The 16941-nt window shown below is 57.7% G+C and carries 20 protein-coding genes; 9 read left to right on the top strand and 11 right to left on the bottom strand.

The window, feature by feature from the left end:
- Positions 1–27: 27 nt before the first annotated feature.
- The 7 genes from soxB to AC2FNB_RS03830 all read right to left on the bottom strand — a co-directional run bounded on the left by soxB (position 28) and on the right by AC2FNB_RS03830 (position 5550).
- Positions 28–1725, bottom strand: a complete 1698-nt coding sequence (gene soxB, locus AC2FNB_RS03860) for a thiosulfohydrolase SoxB (protein ID WP_496744584.1) — start codon at positions 1723–1725, stop codon at positions 28–30.
- A 97-nt stretch (positions 1726–1822) separates the two neighbouring features.
- Positions 1823–2674 (bottom strand): sulfur oxidation c-type cytochrome SoxA, encoded by an 852-nt coding sequence (gene soxA / locus AC2FNB_RS03855; protein ID WP_480749100.1) that lies wholly within the window; start codon positions 2672–2674, stop codon positions 1823–1825.
- Between the two features lie 70 nt (positions 2675–2744).
- Complete coding sequence (soxZ, locus tag AC2FNB_RS03850; protein ID WP_480749099.1) at positions 2745–3074, bottom strand: thiosulfate oxidation carrier complex protein SoxZ; 330 nt, start codon at positions 3072–3074, stop codon at positions 2745–2747.
- A gap of 33 nt (positions 3075–3107) precedes the next feature.
- Positions 3108–3524, bottom strand: coding sequence for a thiosulfate oxidation carrier protein SoxY (gene soxY, locus AC2FNB_RS03845; RefSeq protein WP_480749098.1), 417 nt, complete (start codon positions 3522–3524; stop codon positions 3108–3110).
- A gap of 42 nt (positions 3525–3566) precedes the next feature.
- Positions 3567–4040 carry a sulfur oxidation c-type cytochrome SoxX gene (gene soxX / locus AC2FNB_RS03840; protein WP_480749097.1) on the bottom strand — a complete coding sequence of 158 codons (474 nt, stop codon included), beginning with the start codon at positions 4038–4040 and terminating at the stop codon, positions 3567–3569.
- A 176-nt stretch (positions 4041–4216) separates the two neighbouring features.
- Positions 4217–4795 carry a thioredoxin family protein gene (locus tag AC2FNB_RS03835; RefSeq protein ID WP_496744581.1) on the bottom strand — a complete coding sequence of 193 codons (579 nt, stop codon included), beginning with the start codon at positions 4793–4795 and terminating at the stop codon, positions 4217–4219.
- 17 nt (positions 4796–4812) lie between these two features.
- A complete protein-coding gene (locus AC2FNB_RS03830) occupies positions 4813–5550 on the bottom strand; it encodes a cytochrome c biogenesis CcdA family protein (RefSeq protein WP_496744579.1) in 738 nt (245 codons plus the stop codon).
- A 93-nt stretch (positions 5551–5643) separates the two neighbouring features.
- On the opposite strand from AC2FNB_RS03830, the gene AC2FNB_RS03825 reads away from it, so the two are divergent.
- The 3 genes from AC2FNB_RS03825 to AC2FNB_RS03815 all read left to right on the top strand — a co-directional run bounded on the left by AC2FNB_RS03825 (position 5644) and on the right by AC2FNB_RS03815 (position 7665).
- Positions 5644–6021, top strand: a complete 378-nt coding sequence (locus AC2FNB_RS03825; RefSeq protein WP_496744577.1) for a hypothetical protein — start codon at positions 5644–5646, stop codon at positions 6019–6021.
- Between the two features lie 141 nt (positions 6022–6162).
- Positions 6163–6501, top strand: coding sequence for an ArsR/SmtB family transcription factor (locus AC2FNB_RS03820; RefSeq protein ID WP_480749093.1), 339 nt, complete (start codon positions 6163–6165; stop codon positions 6499–6501).
- A gap of 108 nt (positions 6502–6609) precedes the next feature.
- A complete protein-coding gene (locus AC2FNB_RS03815; RefSeq protein ID WP_496744575.1) occupies positions 6610–7665 on the top strand; it encodes a YeeE/YedE family protein in 1056 nt (351 codons plus the stop codon).
- A gap of 7 nt (positions 7666–7672) precedes the next feature.
- Here the strand turns inward: AC2FNB_RS03815 and AC2FNB_RS03810 are convergent, their stop codons facing one another.
- Positions 7673–8566 carry a zinc ABC transporter substrate-binding protein gene (locus AC2FNB_RS03810; RefSeq protein WP_480749091.1) on the bottom strand — a complete coding sequence of 298 codons (894 nt, stop codon included), beginning with the start codon at positions 8564–8566 and terminating at the stop codon, positions 7673–7675.
- An 89-nt stretch (positions 8567–8655) separates the two neighbouring features.
- Between AC2FNB_RS03810 and AC2FNB_RS03805 the strand changes: the two genes are divergently transcribed.
- The 5 genes from AC2FNB_RS03805 (at position 8656) to AC2FNB_RS03785 (ending at position 12189) form a co-directional block, all read left to right on the top strand.
- Positions 8656–9135, top strand: a complete 480-nt coding sequence (locus tag AC2FNB_RS03805) for a Fur family transcriptional regulator (protein ID WP_496744573.1) — start codon at positions 8656–8658, stop codon at positions 9133–9135.
- Positions 9132–9881, top strand: a complete 750-nt coding sequence (locus AC2FNB_RS03800) for an ATP-binding cassette domain-containing protein (RefSeq protein WP_496744571.1) — start codon at positions 9132–9134, stop codon at positions 9879–9881. The genes AC2FNB_RS03805 and AC2FNB_RS03800 overlap by 4 nt, the downstream gene beginning before the upstream one ends.
- Positions 9881–10675: a metal ABC transporter permease gene (locus tag AC2FNB_RS03795; RefSeq protein WP_496744569.1), complete on the top strand. Its 795-nt coding sequence runs from the start codon at positions 9881–9883 to the stop codon at positions 10673–10675. Before AC2FNB_RS03800 ends, AC2FNB_RS03795 begins: the two co-directional genes overlap by 1 nt.
- A 75-nt stretch (positions 10676–10750) precedes the next feature.
- Entirely contained in the window at positions 10751–10888 is a 138-nt protein-coding gene (locus AC2FNB_RS03790) for an entericidin A/B family lipoprotein (RefSeq protein ID WP_480749087.1), read from the top strand.
- A gap of 875 nt (positions 10889–11763) precedes the next feature.
- Positions 11764–12189 carry a type II toxin-antitoxin system Phd/YefM family antitoxin gene (locus tag AC2FNB_RS03785; protein WP_496744567.1) on the top strand — a complete coding sequence of 142 codons (426 nt, stop codon included), beginning with the start codon at positions 11764–11766 and terminating at the stop codon, positions 12187–12189.
- Positions 12190–12215: 26 nt separating this feature from the next.
- Here the strand turns inward: AC2FNB_RS03785 and AC2FNB_RS03780 are convergent, their stop codons facing one another.
- From AC2FNB_RS03780 to lepA, 3 genes are all read right to left on the bottom strand, one after another.
- Positions 12216–12458, bottom strand: a complete 243-nt coding sequence (locus AC2FNB_RS03780; RefSeq protein WP_480749085.1) for a PA2433 domain-containing protein — start codon at positions 12456–12458, stop codon at positions 12216–12218.
- A gap of 416 nt (positions 12459–12874) precedes the next feature.
- Positions 12875–13645 (bottom strand): hypothetical protein, encoded by a 771-nt coding sequence (locus AC2FNB_RS03775; RefSeq protein WP_496744565.1) that lies wholly within the window; start codon positions 13643–13645, stop codon positions 12875–12877.
- Between the two features lie 180 nt (positions 13646–13825).
- Complete coding sequence (lepA, locus tag AC2FNB_RS03770; RefSeq protein ID WP_496744649.1) at positions 13826–15580, bottom strand: translation elongation factor 4; 1755 nt, start codon at positions 15578–15580, stop codon at positions 13826–13828.
- On the opposite strand from lepA, the gene AC2FNB_RS03765 reads away from it, so the two are divergent.
- Positions 15500–16792 carry a hypothetical protein gene (locus tag AC2FNB_RS03765; RefSeq protein WP_496744651.1) on the top strand — a complete coding sequence of 431 codons (1293 nt, stop codon included), beginning with the start codon at positions 15500–15502 and terminating at the stop codon, positions 16790–16792. The genes lepA and AC2FNB_RS03765 overlap by 81 nt on opposite strands.
- Positions 16793–16941: the final 149 nt, after the last annotated feature.

Below are 16941 nucleotides of genomic sequence, written 5' to 3'. Positions count from 1 at the left end.
TGGGTGCGTAAATGAGCTGGCGGGCGCTCAGGCACCCACGACATTGACCGAGTTTTTGGGGTTGACCGTGACGGTTTCCTGCTTGCGGATGTGGCTCTCTACCACGTCCCATATCATCGGACCTTCGGTGCCTTCGTTGACGCTGGCCCATCCGGCGACGACATAAATTTTCGCTGGATCGATCGCCTCACCGGTCTTGAGTAGCGTCATTTCACTGATGCGTTCGCCCTGCGATTTGTTTATGTCGATCCGGTACCCCATCCCACCGATCCGCACCATATCACCGCCCTGCTGATAGTATGGGTCAGGGTTGAAGATGTTGTCGGCCACGTCTTCGAGGATGACCTTGATAAACTCGCCAGTCATCTCTGACCGATAAGCCTGCCCGTAACTCATCGAGGTGACGTTCCAGATATCTTCGCGGGTGATATCGTCGCCGGGAACAAGGCTCGGCCCCCAACGAACGCCGGGGGACATGGCGATATCGGCCTCTCGTTCCGAGATCAGCGCGTCGCAGATCAGATCGTCCCAGGTGCCGTTGAAATTGCCGCGCCGGAAAAGCAGCGAGTCGGTCTTGCCGATCACCTCGGCCAGATCGGCCGCAAACGGTGCGCGCTGTTTTTCGATCAGCGCCGTCATCGCCGGGTCGGGCGCAATTACGTTTGAAAAGACTGGAATCAGTTTGTGGCGCAGTCCCATCAACTGGCCATCGCGCACATCCATGTCTACCCGGCTGACGAACTTGCCATTCGATCCGCTCGCGATGATATGGGTCTTTTCGACCAGCACCGGGTCGGGCAGCGCATCATGCGTGTGGCCTGACAGGATCACGTCGATCCCCTGCACCTTGCCCGCCATCTTCTTGTCGACGTCAAATCCGTTGTGGGACAACACGACCACCACGTCGGCGCCGTCGGCGCGAACCTCGTCGACCGTGGCCTGCATGTTTTCATCGCGTATGCCGAACGAATACTCGGGAAACATCCAGCGTGGGTTGGCAATGGGCATATAGGGGAAAGCCTGCCCGATTACGGCTATCTTGGCCCCGCCACGTTCGAAGAACTTGTAGGGCTTAAACAACTCGGCTGGTTCGTCCCATTCGGCATCGAATATGTTCTGTCCCAGTGCGGCAAAAGGCAGGCTTTCGACAATCTCGTTCACCCGCTCGCTGCCTAAAGTGAACTCCCAATGGAAGGTCATGGCATCGGGCTTTAAGGCGTTCATGACGTTGACCATGTCCTGACCCTCGGTCTGGTAGCACGTGTAAGAGCCGTGCCATGTGTCCCCGCCATCAAGCAGAAGAGCATCAGGTCGATCGGCGCGAATGGCGTTGATGACAGTAGCGACACGATCCATGCCACCCACGCGACCATAGGCCTTGGATAGCGCCGAAAAGTCATCATACGTCAGGGCATAAGCAGACGCGCTTCCATCTAGGATCCCGTAGGCCTTGCGGAAATCTGCGCCGGTAATGTGAGGCACGTATCCCTTGTTTTCTCCAACGCCCAGGTTGATTTCGGGTTCACGGAAATATATCGGCTTCAGCTGGCCATGAATATCCGTGACATGGATCAGGCTGATGTTTCCGTAGGTTTCGAACTCCAACAACTGGTCCTGCGTCAGGTTTTGCTGCGCCGCCAGTCGGGCCCAGTTGCCGAAACCCGACGCCCCCACAAGGGCCGAAGCCGCCATTGAGACCTGAAGAAAATCACGACGCGAGATCATCTGGACCAACTTTCCCTATTAACCTTGATTGCATTCGCTTTATTGAATTTGTTGATACGGAAAAACCCCGCGCACAATGACGCGGGGTTTTTCGGTTTCAGTTACGGACAGACGGACCTTCGACCGACAAGCCATTGCCGCGCGAAGCAACGTAAAGCTCCAGAGCGACGAACTCATCGCTACCCGGTTTGAAGGTCTCGGCACGGGTGTCACGCACACAACCCTTGAAGCGTGCGTGTGCATTGTTCAACTTGGCATTTTTTAACCGATAGGTCGGGAACCCGTTGATTTGCCCCTGACTCAGGTGGTCGGCACGGATCATGTTGCCATAGTTTTGTTCGTGGCAATTGGCGCAACTCAACTCCAGCTGGCCGTACCGCGTATAGTATACTTCCTTGCCCTTCTCCCAGGTTTCCCGGGCGGGGCCGTCGATGGCCACGTTGACCGGCATTCCACGGGATTGCACAGAAATCAGAGCTTCCATTGCGGTCATTTCTCCGCCGTCATACTTCCATTTTTCTGCCCCCATCTGGTTCTCGCGGCAATCATTCACCTGCATCACCAGAGTGCGGACTTCGCCTGCTTTTTCATTCCACTTTGGATACACGGCCCGCACACCGGCCATGCTCTCTTCGACAGCTCCATGACAGGACGCACAGGATTTGCCTTCGCTTCCTTCGACCGTGTCCCACGCTTCCTGCGCCTGATCCACAAACACCATTGCGGGATTGTCAAAATCATCCATCTGAAGCGCCTGAGTTTCATCCGAACGAAAACGCCAACCCGAATAAATCTCATCCATTGCATCGGAAAGATGCGCCGGTGCTGCAGTTTTTGTGACCATCTCGATCTCGCCATTCACAACGAGGTTGTCCTCGTCAGGACCGGCACCCGCTGCCAGCGGCGCGGCGACCAATGCGGCAATCGCACTCATTGCCCTGAAATTCATTCAATATCCTCCCTTGGGTGGTCGGCCACGCCGGTTCCGTGCGGCATGGCCATTGTTCTCGCGCCCTGTATCAGGCGATGGCGATCGACTTTTTCTCGTCGTAGACCGAGCCGTCATCGTCATGCCAGGTAAAGGCAAACTCCCCTGCCTCCGGCACGGTCGCCTCGAACTGGAAATACGGATTGGTCGAGATTGCCGGTTCCATTTTAACGTCAATCACAAGCTGCCCGTTGAACTCGCAGGTGAAGCGGTTGATGATCGAACGCGGAATGACGTTGCCTTCCTTGTCCTTCCGCTGACCACTTTCCATCTTGTGGCTGATCAGAGTCTTGATTGTCACTGCTTCGCCCGCAGCCGCGCTTTTCGGGACCTTGACGCGGGGTTTAACACCAGATGCCATTGTGAATTCTCCTGTTTATCGGATGGACGGCAATCAACCGCCGCACCCCCCGATGGTCACTTTCACGGTCGCGCTGGCCTTGGCGAAAGAGCCGTCGGCCAGTTTGGCGATTGCAACAACATCCTGCGTTTCCGCCAGGCGGATGCGCGTAGATGCCGCTTGCGACCCGGCCAATGGCCCAAAGTTGAAGGTCGCGACACCCGGTGTCGGGTTGCCGGTAGCCAGAACCATGATCGCCGATGCGCCCGGCGCCGACACCTCGATCGGAACGGTATTGCCATTCTCTGCGATTTCCGGTGCGGTCAGGGTTACTCCGGCATCCGCAAGTTCGGCGCCTCCGGTGAATTCCGCAATCAAATCCTCGGCCGCCGCATTTGCGCGGAAGGGCAGGACCGAAAGGGCCGCTGCGCCTAGGGCAAGGCCCAAGGTGTCACGACGTGTGAATTCCATCGTTATTCTCCTTTGCATGCTGAAAGACACAGGCAACGCGCCTCACTCTTCCTTCAAGGTCGCCAGGAATGCGACCACATCCTCGATATCCTGCGCGGCCAAGATAGGCGGCAGCGGCCCTTCTGGCGCATTGCCCGTGTAGGCGTCACCGGGCCGAACGAAGCCATCCGTTTTATAGAAGGCAGGCATGACCGTTCCTTCGAAGGTCATCTTCGCATTTGAGACGAGACCGCGAAGCTCGGCTTCGGTCCAGCGATCCCCTGCGCCGTCAAGCGACGGGCCAACTTCACCTTGGAAAGGCACGTCGGACAGGGCCGAAACCTGATGGCAGGCAACGCAATTTCCCATGGATTTTTCGCCTACCACCATCGCACCGTTGGACGCGTCGCCGGGCTTTCCGGTCAACGAAGCCTCGACAGCGCCATCCTCCGTGAAAGCAACGTCGTTGGGGCCGGTTTCTGCAAGCGCGGCGCCTGCAACCACAATTGCGGCCAATGTCAGTGAAGCAGTTTTCATGTGTCCTCCCCTTGGCTGCCGCGCAGGGCGCGGCGAAACTCGCTTTGCATACCGTAGGCCACCGAACAGACGGAACGCAACAACAAATTCATGTTTATGAATTTTTTGTTTTATTTCACGCCTCAGCCGTGAATTCGATTGAAGATTCAATACGGGGTTCTTTCAGCCTGCGCGCCTCAGCGTGTATCGCCATCGTTCCGTTCACGAATCATGCGGGCGTGATAGCGCTGGAAATCTTCCTCGGACTGATCCAGATAGCGCTCCTCGGCAACCCAGGTCAAAAGATCCAGGGTGGTTCCCGGAGAAAACGCCCCGGGCATAACGGCAACCGCCTGTTCCGCTGCCGAGCGTTCGGCGTCCATCTCGACTGGCAAAAAGATCATTGTGGGCGTGAACAAAACGCCCCATCGGCGGGTTGCTTGTTTTTCCGACAAAACCTCACCATCGGCATCGACGATTTCGGTATCTCCATGCAGGTTGATCTGCACCGGGAAATAGGTGTCCTCCAACATCGCCATCACCCGCGGGTCGGGGAAAGTATTGTCGTGCATATCCTTGCAATACAGACACCCGCGCTGCTCTACCAGCAGCAGCAAGCGCTTTCCTTCGGACTGGGCCTCGGCAAAATCCTCGCTCAGGTCCTTGAATGTATCCCGCATCCAGTCTGCCTTATGCAGACCGTCATCACCCAGTTCAGCACTCAACACGGGTACAGCAAGCAGGGCGGCAAAAAACACGGCAACCAGTCTTGTCATTTCTCTCTCCTATTAATTCAACCTATGCTGGCAAATCCTGGAACCCACCGGATCATTGCATCGGCGATCAAATTGACCCCGCCGGTTGCAATCAGCACAGCAAACAGGATCAGCATCGCGCCCATCGCCTTTTCGACCCAGGCAAACGCGGCGCGGTGACGCTGCACCCATGCCAGAAACGGTTTGGCAAACAACGCAGCGATTACAAATGGCGCCGTCATGCCCGCTCCGTAGACGAACAACAAAAGCGCGCCGCGCCAAATATCCCCCATCCCCGAGGCAATCATCAGGATCGATGCCAGTGCTGGCCCCACGCAGGGCGTCCAGCCGAACCCAAAGGCCAGCCCCATCAGATAAGCCCCGAACACGGTGGACGCCTCGGCCGAGCTTTCCAGCCTTGCCTCGCGATAGAGAAAGGGAACTCGGATTATTCCTAGAAAATGCAGGCCGAATACCAGTAGAACCGCCGCTGCAATATAAGACAGCGCGTCGATGTGCTGCCCAAACAGCTTGCCTAGCGCAGTGGCCCCCATCCCCAGCAGCATGAATATAGTCGTCACGCCAAGGGCAAACATCAGAGCAGAAACAAGCAGCCTCTTCTGCGCGCCAGAGGCAATCCTGCCATCGCCGCGCAACTCTGCAATGCTCAATCCACCAAGATAGGACAGGTAAAACGGGACCATTGGCAGAATGCAGGGCGTAAAAAAGCTGAGCAATCCTGCGGTCAATGCTCCGACCAGAGAAATTTCAAGCATTGCACCATCCAAGCAATTGGCAGGCCAAACGGCAGGTTGCAAAATTCATACATTCAAATTATATTATGGGAAAGATCAGGTCAACAACTGCACATGCTGATACGCCGCCTCTTGCTTTCGATTGCTTTTGCTCTGCTGTGGGTCCTTCCCGCAGCGGCCGCTGAGTTGGTGATGGTCGAACGGAAAGGGTGTAGTTGGTGCGCCCGTTGGGACGCCGAAATCGCGCCGATCTATCCAAAAACGCACGAGGGCAAGTTTGCTCCATTGCGCCGTATCGACATCCGCACCGTGACTGATGAGTTGCAGATCAATCGCCCCGTGTCCTTTACCCCCACCTTTTTGTTGGTCGACCAAGGCCGCGAATTGGCGCGGCTCGAAGGATACCCTGGTGAAGATTTCTTCTGGCCGCTGCTTGAACGGTTGCTGGTCGAGTACACGGAGTTCCGAATCGCATCCCTGGCAGGTGGGTGAGCCCGAACGGTCGCGCATTCGCAATAATATTGGACTTGTAGCTGGAAATGTCTGGACAAGAAGTGTAACGAATTTGACCACTGGACCGAAGCGGAGGGGAGCCGCTCGAAGCGTCCACTGGGAATGTAGGGAACTCGAAAGATGGCGCTGCCAAAGTTTTCAAGCGATATGGCCGAAGACGAACTCGACAAGATGGTCGATAATGCGACCAAGGCGTCGAATTTTCTAAAGGCAATCAGCCACGAGGGGCGGCTGATGATCCTGTGCCATCTGGTGTCCGGCGAGAAATCCGTCACGGAACTGGAAGAGTTGCTCGCGGCCCGTCAGGCAGCAGTCTCTCAGCAATTGTCGCGCTTGAGGCTTGAAGGGCTGGTTGTACCGCGCCGCGATGGCAAGGCAATCTATTACCGTCTTGCTGACGACCGCCCCCGGCGCATGCTGGAAACGGTTTATGACCTTTTTTGCAAAGACACTGACTGAAAAACTCGGTTTCTGCCAACGCACCCAGCTTTTGTGACCGCTTGCGGTGGCCGGGCTATTTCTGCATGCTCCAAGTCAATTCCACATGCGATCAAGGGGAGATGGTCCATGTTCGAGTTACTGACCGACCATCAAATCGTCACCGCTATCGGTTTCGGCGGCGGCATTCTGTTGGGTCTGGCCGCCCGATTGGGGCGGTTTTGCACACTGGGCGCCATTGAAGACCTGCTTTATGGCGGCTCTGACCTGCGATTGCGGATGTGGGCACTGGCCATCGGCAGCGCCGTGATGGGAAGTTTTGCTCTGGCCGCACTCGGTCTTTTTGACCCTGGCAACAGCTACTACCTGTCTATCCGTTGGAATCCTTTGGCGTCCATTGTCGGCGGTCTGATGTTCGGATACGGCATGGCGCTGTCCGGCAATTGCGGTTTCGGCGCGATTGCGCGGTTGGGCGGGGGTGACTTGCGCGCCTTTGTTATCGTGCTGGTCATGGGGGTATTTACCTATGTCACACTTAGCGGCCCACTGGCCCCGATCCGAAACTTCCTGTTCCCCCAAATCCCGGTGTCTGGTGAAACCCTGCCTGGCCTTGCCCATCACGCAGCCAACGCGACTGGTCTGCCGTCAAATACCATCGGTCTAGCGATGGGTGCAGCGATTTGCATCGCCGCCCTGTGGGCGCCGTCGCTGCGGCAAAACCCGAAATCCATCTTTTGGTCTTTGATTGTGGCGCTTGCCATTGTGTCCGGCTGGGCCGGAACTTTCTGGGTTGCTCAGCACGGGTTCGAGGCACTTCCCGTCGTTTCACACAGTTTCTCGGCCCCTCTTGGGGAAACAATTCTCTTCGCCATGACCGGCAGTTTGCGCCCCCTCTCCTTTGCTGTGGGATCGGTGGCGGGTGTCTGGACCGGTGCGTTGATTGGATCGATGATCCGGGGCCATTTCAGGTGGGAAGCCTGTGAAGATCCGCGTGAGTTGCGCAGGCAAATTCTCGGTGCCGCAATCATGGGGATCGGAGCGGTGCTGGCAATCGGCTGTACCGTCGGTCAAGGCATGTCCGCGTTCAGCGTGCTGTCACTCAGCGCACCGGTCACGTTTGCCGCGATCTTCGCAGGGGCAGCGCTTGGACTGCGGCAGTTGATCGAAGGTTTCCGGATCGCCTGACAGCCAGTCAGTTGCCATTGGCGCAAGCAAAAAAACTGTCTTTCATCTGGTTCAGAATAGCGGAATACATCCCCACGCCGGGTTCAAGCTTTGTTCCCAACGGGTCGAGGATATACACACTCACCTCAGCTTCCTCGGCCACGGCATCCACCAACCGTGTGTCAAATTGGGGCTCGGAAAATACGCAAGTCACGGAATTTCCTTGCACATGTTCCCGAACTTCCGCCAGGTGCGCGGGGCCGGGAGAACCGGCGTCTCCGAGGGTGATCGATCCGGTGTGGTTGAGCGAGAACCGTTGTTCGAAATACTGATAAGCATCGTGATACGTCACAAATGGGCGATCCTGCATCGGGGCAAGATGCAAGGAAATATCCGTCTCCAATTGTATCAACCGTTTTTTGGCCACCGCCGAGTTACGCTGATATGTCTCCGCGTTTTCCGGATCGGCCTCGGCCAACGCTCTGGCGATGTGGTCCACCCAAACCTGCGCATTACGCGGATCCAGCCAGGCATGGGGGTCTATCCCTTCGTGACCATGCCCGTCATCTTCTTCGTGCGCCTCGCGAAGCTCGTGCAGGATGGTTCCATCCATTTCCAGCAATTCCAGTTGCTCCGCATCACCTGCCAGTGCCGCCAATGGTTTCTCCATCCAGGGCGTCAGGCTCTCTCCGATCCAGATCACCAGATCTGCCGACTGCAGCACACGCGCCTCTGACGGGCGCAGCGCATAGGCATGAGGCGATACTCCGGGGCGGATGATCAGTTTTGGCTCTCCTACGCCTTCCATAACCTGCGCAACCAAAGAATGAACCGGTGCTATGTCCGTTGCGACGACCGGCACTTCAGCCGCTACGGAACCGGCATAGAAGGGCAACGTCACCAGGATCGGGAATCTAAACATGGCGCCTCAGTTGATATGTTATTACATTCAGGTTAGCTTGATAGTTCCGACGTTATAACATATCAACCACTAAAATGACGGAGAGCCCCTTGACCGCCATAGGATTTCACAACCACGATCACGGCACCTGCATTGCGACCGCGTTGCATGAAGCGGAAGCGAAATGCCGGCAACAAAAATTACAACTGACCCCCGTCAGGCGTCGCGTACTGGAAATCCTGCTGGAAAAGCACCGTGCGATGGGGGCTTATGACATCCTCGAAATCCTCGCGTCTGAGAGGTTGGGTTCGCAACCGCCAGTCGCGTATCGGGCACTGGATTTCCTTGTGCAAAACGGCTTCGTCCACCGAATCGAACAGTTGAACGCCTACACCGCCTGTGCCCACCCCACCCATGACCACGTCCCGGCCTTTCTGATCTGCCGAGAATGCAAGGCTGTAGCCGAAGCTGAAACGGAACTGAAACAAGGCCGGTTGGGTACCGCTGCGGACAAGACCGGGTTTGTCATCGAACGTGTCGTTGTCGAAGCCGAGGGTCTTTGCCCCACTTGCGCAACAGGTGTGGCATGAGCCCTCCGGTCATTGCCGCCGAGGGCGTCAGGATCGAGTTGGAGGGCCGCACGATCCTTGACAATATCGACGTCGCAATTTCGGCGGGTGAAATCGTCACCATCGTGGGACCAAACGGGTCGGGCAAATCCACCTTTCTGAGGGCCTTGATTGGCGCGGTACCCCTGGCGCAAGGACACATTGTCCGGGCACCTGGGCTGCGCATCGGATATGTACCCCAAAAACTTGCGTTGGATGCGGCCCTGCCGATGACCGTAGAGCGCTTCCTGAGCCTGCCCCGGCGCATCGCGTCCACGATAGCTTTGGATGCGCTTGAACGAGCCGGAGTTTCGGACATCCGACACCGCCAGATGGCAGATCTTTCCGGCGGCCAGTTCCAGCGTGTTCTTTTGGCGCGCGCCCTGCTGGAAAGGCCGCAACTGTTGCTGTTGGATGAAGCAACACAAGGCCTGGATCAACCCGGTTCCGCCGCGTTCTATGAGCAGATCGAGCAGGTTCGGCACGATTTGGGATGCGCGATTTTGATGGTCAGTCATGATCTCCATGTCGTCATGGCCGCATCAGACCGCGTTCTGTGCTTGAATGGCCATATCTGCTGCGAAGGTTCTCCGCGGATGGTTGCCGACGCGCCGGAATACCGCGCGCTTTTCGGAAGTGGCACCAAGGGAACCATGGCACTTTATCGGCACGAGCACAGCCACTCGCATGATCACGACCACCCGCACTCGCATGATGAGACGCACTGATGCTCGATGATTTCATGGTTCGCGCAACTCTCGCCGGATTGGGCGTCGCAGTCGCGACCGCCCCCTTGGGCTGTTTCGTTGTCTGGCGCCGGATGGCCTATTTTGGAGAAGCAACGGCCCATGCCGCGATCCTAGGCGTCGCGCTTGCGCTCAGCTTTTCTTTACCACTTTTACCCTCAGTGATCGTGGCGGCGCTTGCAATGGGCCTTGCAATTACTGCTTTCCGCGGCCGCGGATACGCGATGGACACGTTGCTGGGAGTTATGGCCCATACCGCGCTGGCAGCGGGAATGGTAGCGGTGACCGTGCTTTCGGATGTCCGCCTGGACCTTAGCGCGTTCCTGTTCGGCGACATTCTCGCCGTAACCCGCGCCGACCTCGCCGCCATATGGGGCGGGGCCATGCTGATCGTCGGGGGAATCGCATGGCGCTGGTCGGCCCTGCTGGTGTCCACGCTAAACCCGGACCTCGCCCGCGCTTCGGGTGTGAATCCAAGGCGTGAGGAGTTGTGGCTGACGCTTTCCCTCGCCCTGACGGTTGCTGTTGCAATAAAGGTCGTTGGGGTCTTGTTGATCGCCGCTTTGCTTGTCATCCCGGCGGCGGGTGCACGACCCTTGGTCAGAACGCCAGAGGCCATGGCCATGACCGCAGCTCTCCTCGGCGGTATGGCTGCCGTGGGTGGGCTAGGCGCAGCTTATCTTGGTGATGCTCCGGCGGGGCCTAGTATTGTTTGTGCTGCGGCGCTTTTGTTCATTTTGACAGCTTTGTTTGCGCCGTTGTTTCGACAGAAGTGACGGCAGCGCGACAAAGCTGGATTTGTTGTACAAGAGGTGCTACGGGATCGGCAAACAGAAGAAACGGAGAGCAGCATGATCCGCGCGATTTTGGTTGGCATTGCCCTTATTTCATTGGCCGCTTGCGAGACCGCCAAGGGGGCGGGGCGTGATGTACAGAAGGCCGGGGACGCAATCGAGGATGTGGCCGAGGATATTCAGAAGAAATTCTGACCCCGGCTCCGGGCAACCGGACGGCCTGTTGCCCTGACGCCTCATTCAACAAAATATGGTCACCAAAACCGCATGGCCCGCAATATGTGGTTGTACCAGTCCCGCAAACCGGGTAGCCATGGCATCACAGGTGCATGGACGCGGTAATGCATCAGCAGACGCTGACGACGGGGATTGACTGCTCATGCAGTTGATCCCCGTTTCTTTTCAATGGGTTACGAGTGGTGGCCTGTATGATCCCGACCTGAAAAAGGAAAAGGCGTCAGGTGCTCAGACGCGGTCTTCGCATGCATCCAGACGGATACCCCTGACGCCTTAGTGGCCTGGCTTCCTCCGAAAAGTACACCTGACCGTTTGCCCCGATCCCGAAGGACCAGTGCCGCCGCATGAGATCCGAGGGACCCCACACGACCCGCACAACCCTTATGAAAAACCGATCCTTCGCCATGAGCCCGAAGACCCCTCGCGACCGACCTGTTCCCGGTAAGCCTTTGCGATGAAACGCAAATCCTAAGACCTGCCTTCCGTCAACTCCGACCCCCTTGGCCTGTGCGTCCCGCTCCGGTTCCTAAGAACCCTTGCGATGGACCAACTGTTGCACCGGCCCTGCCGCCAGACAAGAAAATAGCACTGCAGCATGAAAATTAGACGGGGATAACGTGTTGATATCCACTTGTACGAATATGTGGACAACCTGAAAACCGGTGCTGCCACGCGCGGTTAAAACCGGAAAAACCGGGGCACCTTTTCTGCGCCTGAAAATCGCGTCTTTCTGCAGGTGCAAAGGCGATCGTACGCCGCGGCAGGGCCGAATTTACCGAAATGTCCCAGTTTCAGACCCCCGGTTGTCCGAATCGTACAAAGGAGATTCGCCCATGCTCATCCCGATTTCCCGCGCCCGCGCCGAGCTGAGCCAGCTTGTGACCCGCGCCCAGGACCCGCGCGAGGTGATCATCCTGACCCGGCGCGGGCGGGCGCTGGCGGCGCTGGTTTCGATCCCCGAGGCAGAGCGCATCTGGGACCTGTCGGACAACGAACAGATCGGCTGGCGGCACCCGCTGAGCGGGCTGCGTGGCTGGTGGTCACGCGGCAGGGGCATTCCGGGGATGGAGCCGGGGCCGGATGGCACCTATGTCACCGCGCGCGAGGCGGCGCTGCGGGTGCGCGAGGTGCAGATGACCCGCGCCGAGGAACGGCGCATCCTGCAGCGCGGCGGGCTGGACCCGGTGGAGGGCGGAGAGGTGATGCAGCGCGACCAGATCCGGTGGTGGCGCCGATTGATGGGACGCGCGGCGGGGTGATGCTGCACGCCCCCTGGATGCCGGTGTCAGTTGAGGCCCAGCATCTCTTTGGCCTGGGCCAGCGTCTCGACCGAGGCGCTGTGATCGCCCGCGTCATGCAGTTGCTGCCCCTCGTCGCGCCATGCCTCGACCTGTACGATCTGCTCGTCGGTCAGGTCGGTGCCCGCATCCAGCGCGGCGTTGATGGCGGCAATGTCGGTGGGGCATTGCCCGGCAAGGGCGGGCATGGCCAGCAGGCAGAAGGCGGCGGCGATTGTCAGATGTTTCATCAGGGTATCCTCCCACAAAGGTGTCGGAATGATACCACTTTTCCGGCGGGCGGTTCTGCCGACTTTGGTCGGAGTGTTTGGGATCGGCGGTGGTTGGCTTATGGGGGTAAGGCCCGTCCTGGAAACGGCCCAGTGGACCGTTTCAGGGCCGAACGGGCGCAGCGTCATTAGTGATCCGGTAGCGTAGGGCGGGCTTCAGCCCGCCAATATGTGCTGCCAATGCATCGGATTGGCGCCTGTTGCCCGGGTTGGATGGCGGGCTGAAGCCCGCCCTACGGGTGTTCAACAGAACAGAGGGCAGCGCCGACCCGAGGGGTGGCGCAAACGCGCCGCCCCATGGGGGCGGGTCGGCGCGGCCCGGCGGTGCCGCCGGGCGGGTGTTTTCAGCTAATCTTCAACTAGGTATCGGATAACGGCTAAAACAGCGAAGCAATTGACTCACCGAAGGATTTCAACCCTTGTGCAGCAAACCAAACAGATAAGCCCCTCGCCGTCCATTTCGCGGTTTGCTCGCCAGCAACTTTTGCAAATTCTTTGACAAAAGAATCTCCGACCTCACCAATGTAAGCAAAGATCTTCTTTGACAAAGCAATTGAGAGTTCAGACAATCGGCTCAGTTTGCTTTCAGAAGCTTCCAGTTCTTCAACTTCGGCCTCCTCAACAAACTCTAGAAGTTTTCGAAGTTCGCGGAGTTCTTTCGCAATCAGAACACTATCGCTTGGTGGGCGATTGTGCCCCATACCCGCAGGTATAACTTCCTCGAACAAATTTAGATAAGAACGAATTCGAGGCACACTGTCCTTCAAATCACTAAAATTGAACTCCTCATCCTCGTCTTCTTCCACTTCATCTACGTCAACACGATCCTCGTGCGGCACCCAATAGTCTGGAAAGCTATCATCTAGTTTTTCCAGCAGATTCTCAAACTCGGAAACCGTAATGTGTTGCGCCCATGCCCGATGCAGAAGGTCTTTTGTCGGAATTGATCGCAGCTCCCATTCATCGGCGAGTTCATCTTCATTTTCCCAATCACTGAAGTCGTATCGGGCTTCTTCCTCGGGAACAAAATTCGCCTCAACCCATTTTCGAAATTCTCTGATCTTTTTCTCAGGCGACCAATTGTCGACAAAAGCTGGAACGGTAGTCTCCGAGTAAACCTGAAGCTCACCTTTGGGCAAATCTGACAACCAAAACCTCCGATGCAATGTACGTCGAAAGTGAGCATCTATCTATAAGTTGTCAAAGGGAAATATACATGAATTTTCTTTTGCAAAGGTGTGTTGGACTTCTAAAGCAACTATGCCCGTAGGGCACGCAGTTGGCTGCGCCAACCGCTTTCGCCCACCCGCCGTAAAAATGGCCAGCCTTTAGCTGTCCATTTTTAAGGCGCTAATAAACGCCTCCTGCGGGATATCAACCTTCCCGAACTGGCGCATCTTCTTTTTACCCGCCTTCTGTTTGTCCAGCAGTTTGCGCTTCCGGGTGGCGTCGCCTCCGTAGCATTTCGCGGTCACGTCCTTGCGCAGGGCGGACAGGGTCTCGCGCGCGATGACCTTGCCGCCGATGGCGGCCTGGATCGGGATTTTGAACATGTGGCGCGGGATCAGGTCCTTGAGCTTTTCGCACATCGCGCGGCCCCGCATCTCGGCCCGGTCGCGGTGAACCATGGTCGACAGCGCATCGACCGGTTCGTCATTCACAAGGATCGACATCTTGACCAGATTGTCCTGACGGTAGCCGGTGAGCTGGTAGTCAAAGCTGGCATAGCCCTTGGTCACCGATTTCAGGCGGTCGTAGAAGTCAAAGACGACCTCGTTCAAGGGCAGGTCATAGACGACCATGGCGCGCTGGCCCGCATAGGTCAGGTCCATCTGGATGCCGCGGCGGTCCTGGCAGAGTTTCAGCACGTCGCCGAGGAATTCGTCGGGCACCAGAATGGTGGCCTTGATGCGCGGTTCCTCAAGGTGGTCGACCTTGGACAGGTCCGGCATGTCGGCGGGGTTGTGCAGTTCGATCTTTTCGCCGTCCTTCATGAAGACGTGATAGATCACCGACGGCGCGGTGGTGATCAGTTCGATATCATATTCGCGTTCGATGCGGTCACGGATCACCTCGAGGTGGAGAAGGCCCAGAAAGCCGCAGCGGAAGCCGAAGCCCAGCGCGGCGGAGGTTTCCATCTCGAAGCTGAAGGAGGCGTCGTTCAGGGCCAGCTTGTCGATCGCGTCGCGCAGGTCTTCGAATTCGGCTGAATCCACCGGGAAGAGGCCGCAGAACACCACCGGCTGCGCCGGTTTGAAGCCGGGCAGCGCCTTATCGGTGCCGTTGCGGTCATTGGTGATGGTGTCGCCGACACGGGTATCGCGGACCTGTTTGATCGAGGCGGTGAGAAAGCCGATTTCGCCGGGGCCAAGCTGGTCGACCACCTGCATGGCGGGGCGGAAGACGCCGATGCGGTCGACATGGTGCAGGGTGCCGTTCGACATGAACTTGACCCGCATGCCCTTTTTCAGCACGCCGTCCATGATGCGGACCAGAACGATGACGCCGAGATAGCTGTCGTACCACGAATCCACCAGCATCGCCTTGAGCGGCGCATCAAGCGTGCCCTTGGGCGCGGGCAGATGCGCGACGATGGCCTCCAGCGTTTCGTGGATGCCCTGCCCGGTCTTGGCGCTGACCCGGATGGCGCCGGATGCGTCTATGCCGATCACGTCCTCGATCTGTTCGGCCACGCGGTCGCAATCGGAGGCGGGCAGATCAATCTTGTTGAGCACCGGCACGATCTCGTGATCGGCGTCGATGGCCTGATAGACGTTCGCCAGCGTCTGCGCCTCGACCCCCTGGGTGCTGTCGACGACCAGCAGGGAGCCTTCGACCGCGCGCATGGAGCGGCTGACCTCGTAGGCGAAGTCGACATGGCCGGGCGTGTCGATCAGGTTCAGCACATAGGCCTCGCCATTGTCGGCGGTATAGTCGATGCGGACGGTGTTGGCCTTGATGGTAATGCCCCGCTCGCGCTCGATATCCATGGCGTCGAGCAGTTGTTCCTTCATGTCACGATCCTGCACCGTCCCGGTCTCTTGAATGAGCCGGTCGGCAAGGGTGGATTTGCCATGGTCGATATGCGCGACGATGGAGAAATTGCGGATATGAGCGAGGTCTGTCATGGTCCGCGTATTAGCGGGTTTTTTAAGGCGGTCAAGGTGGAGAACGACGGCGCACCGACCCTGAGCAACGAAACGATTGATACTTGGCTGCTGAGCGCCGATGAAATCAAGCTGCGCGATGTTCTGAGGCGCAATGCCCTCCGGTCGGTGCCTGCGGCGGCTGCGGTTGCGTCGCACCTGTCGGGCGACAACAAGGTGCAGCGTCTGAATGATTTTCTTTGCTCATACCTGCGCCTTCTGGTCAGCGTGGTGGGGTATGAGGGCAAGGATTTGCCAAAGACGTTGGGGCGTCGTGGCGAAGAATTCGACCGCGCCTTTAGAGAAGAGGTCGGCGCGTTTGATTTTCGGTTCGGCGCGATTGGCGAGGCCGTTTTGGCGCTGAGCGGCGAGCGCGCGCCGGAGCCTTGCTGTCGTGCTTCGATCAGCAGATTGAACAACTACTTTCGCGGCGCGGCCAATGCCGATGGTGATCTTCGCAATCTGGCCACAGAATACCTGCATCACGCGCTCAACGACGATTTCAACGCAAACAGTCCTTTCCTTCTGAAACTGTGGTTGTTGGAAAGCCCTCATGCGTCCAAACGCGCAGCATTTTTCTTCGACATTGTCGCACGTGAAATCGGGAGCGACTGGTTTCAGAACTGGTACGCCGGTTTCCTTGATGGCAAACCCCTCGACTGGGACTTGCAGCGCCGTGTTGCGCTGATCGACGATGCCGTTTGGGAGGCCGGTCCCGAAGCTGTCGCTGGCGAAATCGAACAAATTCAGGCGCGGTGGGACGTCGAGAAAGCCTTATCGGACATGAAAGACAACCTGACGGTTCGAACGTCTGCGCGCCACGGTATCGGAGGCAACAACCCTCCTGAGAGCATCGAAGATGAACGTTTGTCCGGCGTGATAACCTTGATCTGGGAAGCCACCGAAGAACTCTCGACGGCTTTGGAAGAGGAAAGCCCTGCTCGCGAGTGGATTGAAGCAATTCTTGCTAAGTTTAAATCTGGGTTGGCAAGCTTTCTCAAATGGTGCGCAGGCAAAGGCGATCTTGCGGTCGATACTTTGATCAAGTGGGGTATTCCGGCGACCGGAGCGGGGTATGCTGCAACGTATCCGGAAAAAATCGAAGCGTTAATCAAGGCGATTGAAAGGTGGCTCCCCTTCCTGTCCTGACCGGTGCCGGGCTGAAGCCCGGCCTACGGGGGATGGTGGGAATGTATCGTTTCCGGATCGAGTAATCACTTTTTCGCAACGTATGATTGATCCACGCGACCGTTTAATTCATACTTTGCCCACGGCCGAGAGGGGCACAGATTCCTCCG

The sequence above is a fragment of the Ruegeria sp. BHSB058 genome, from assembly GCF_059613285.1.
The sequence above is the reverse complement of the archived record's forward strand: the minus strand, read 5'-3'. Positions and strand labels throughout refer to the sequence as shown.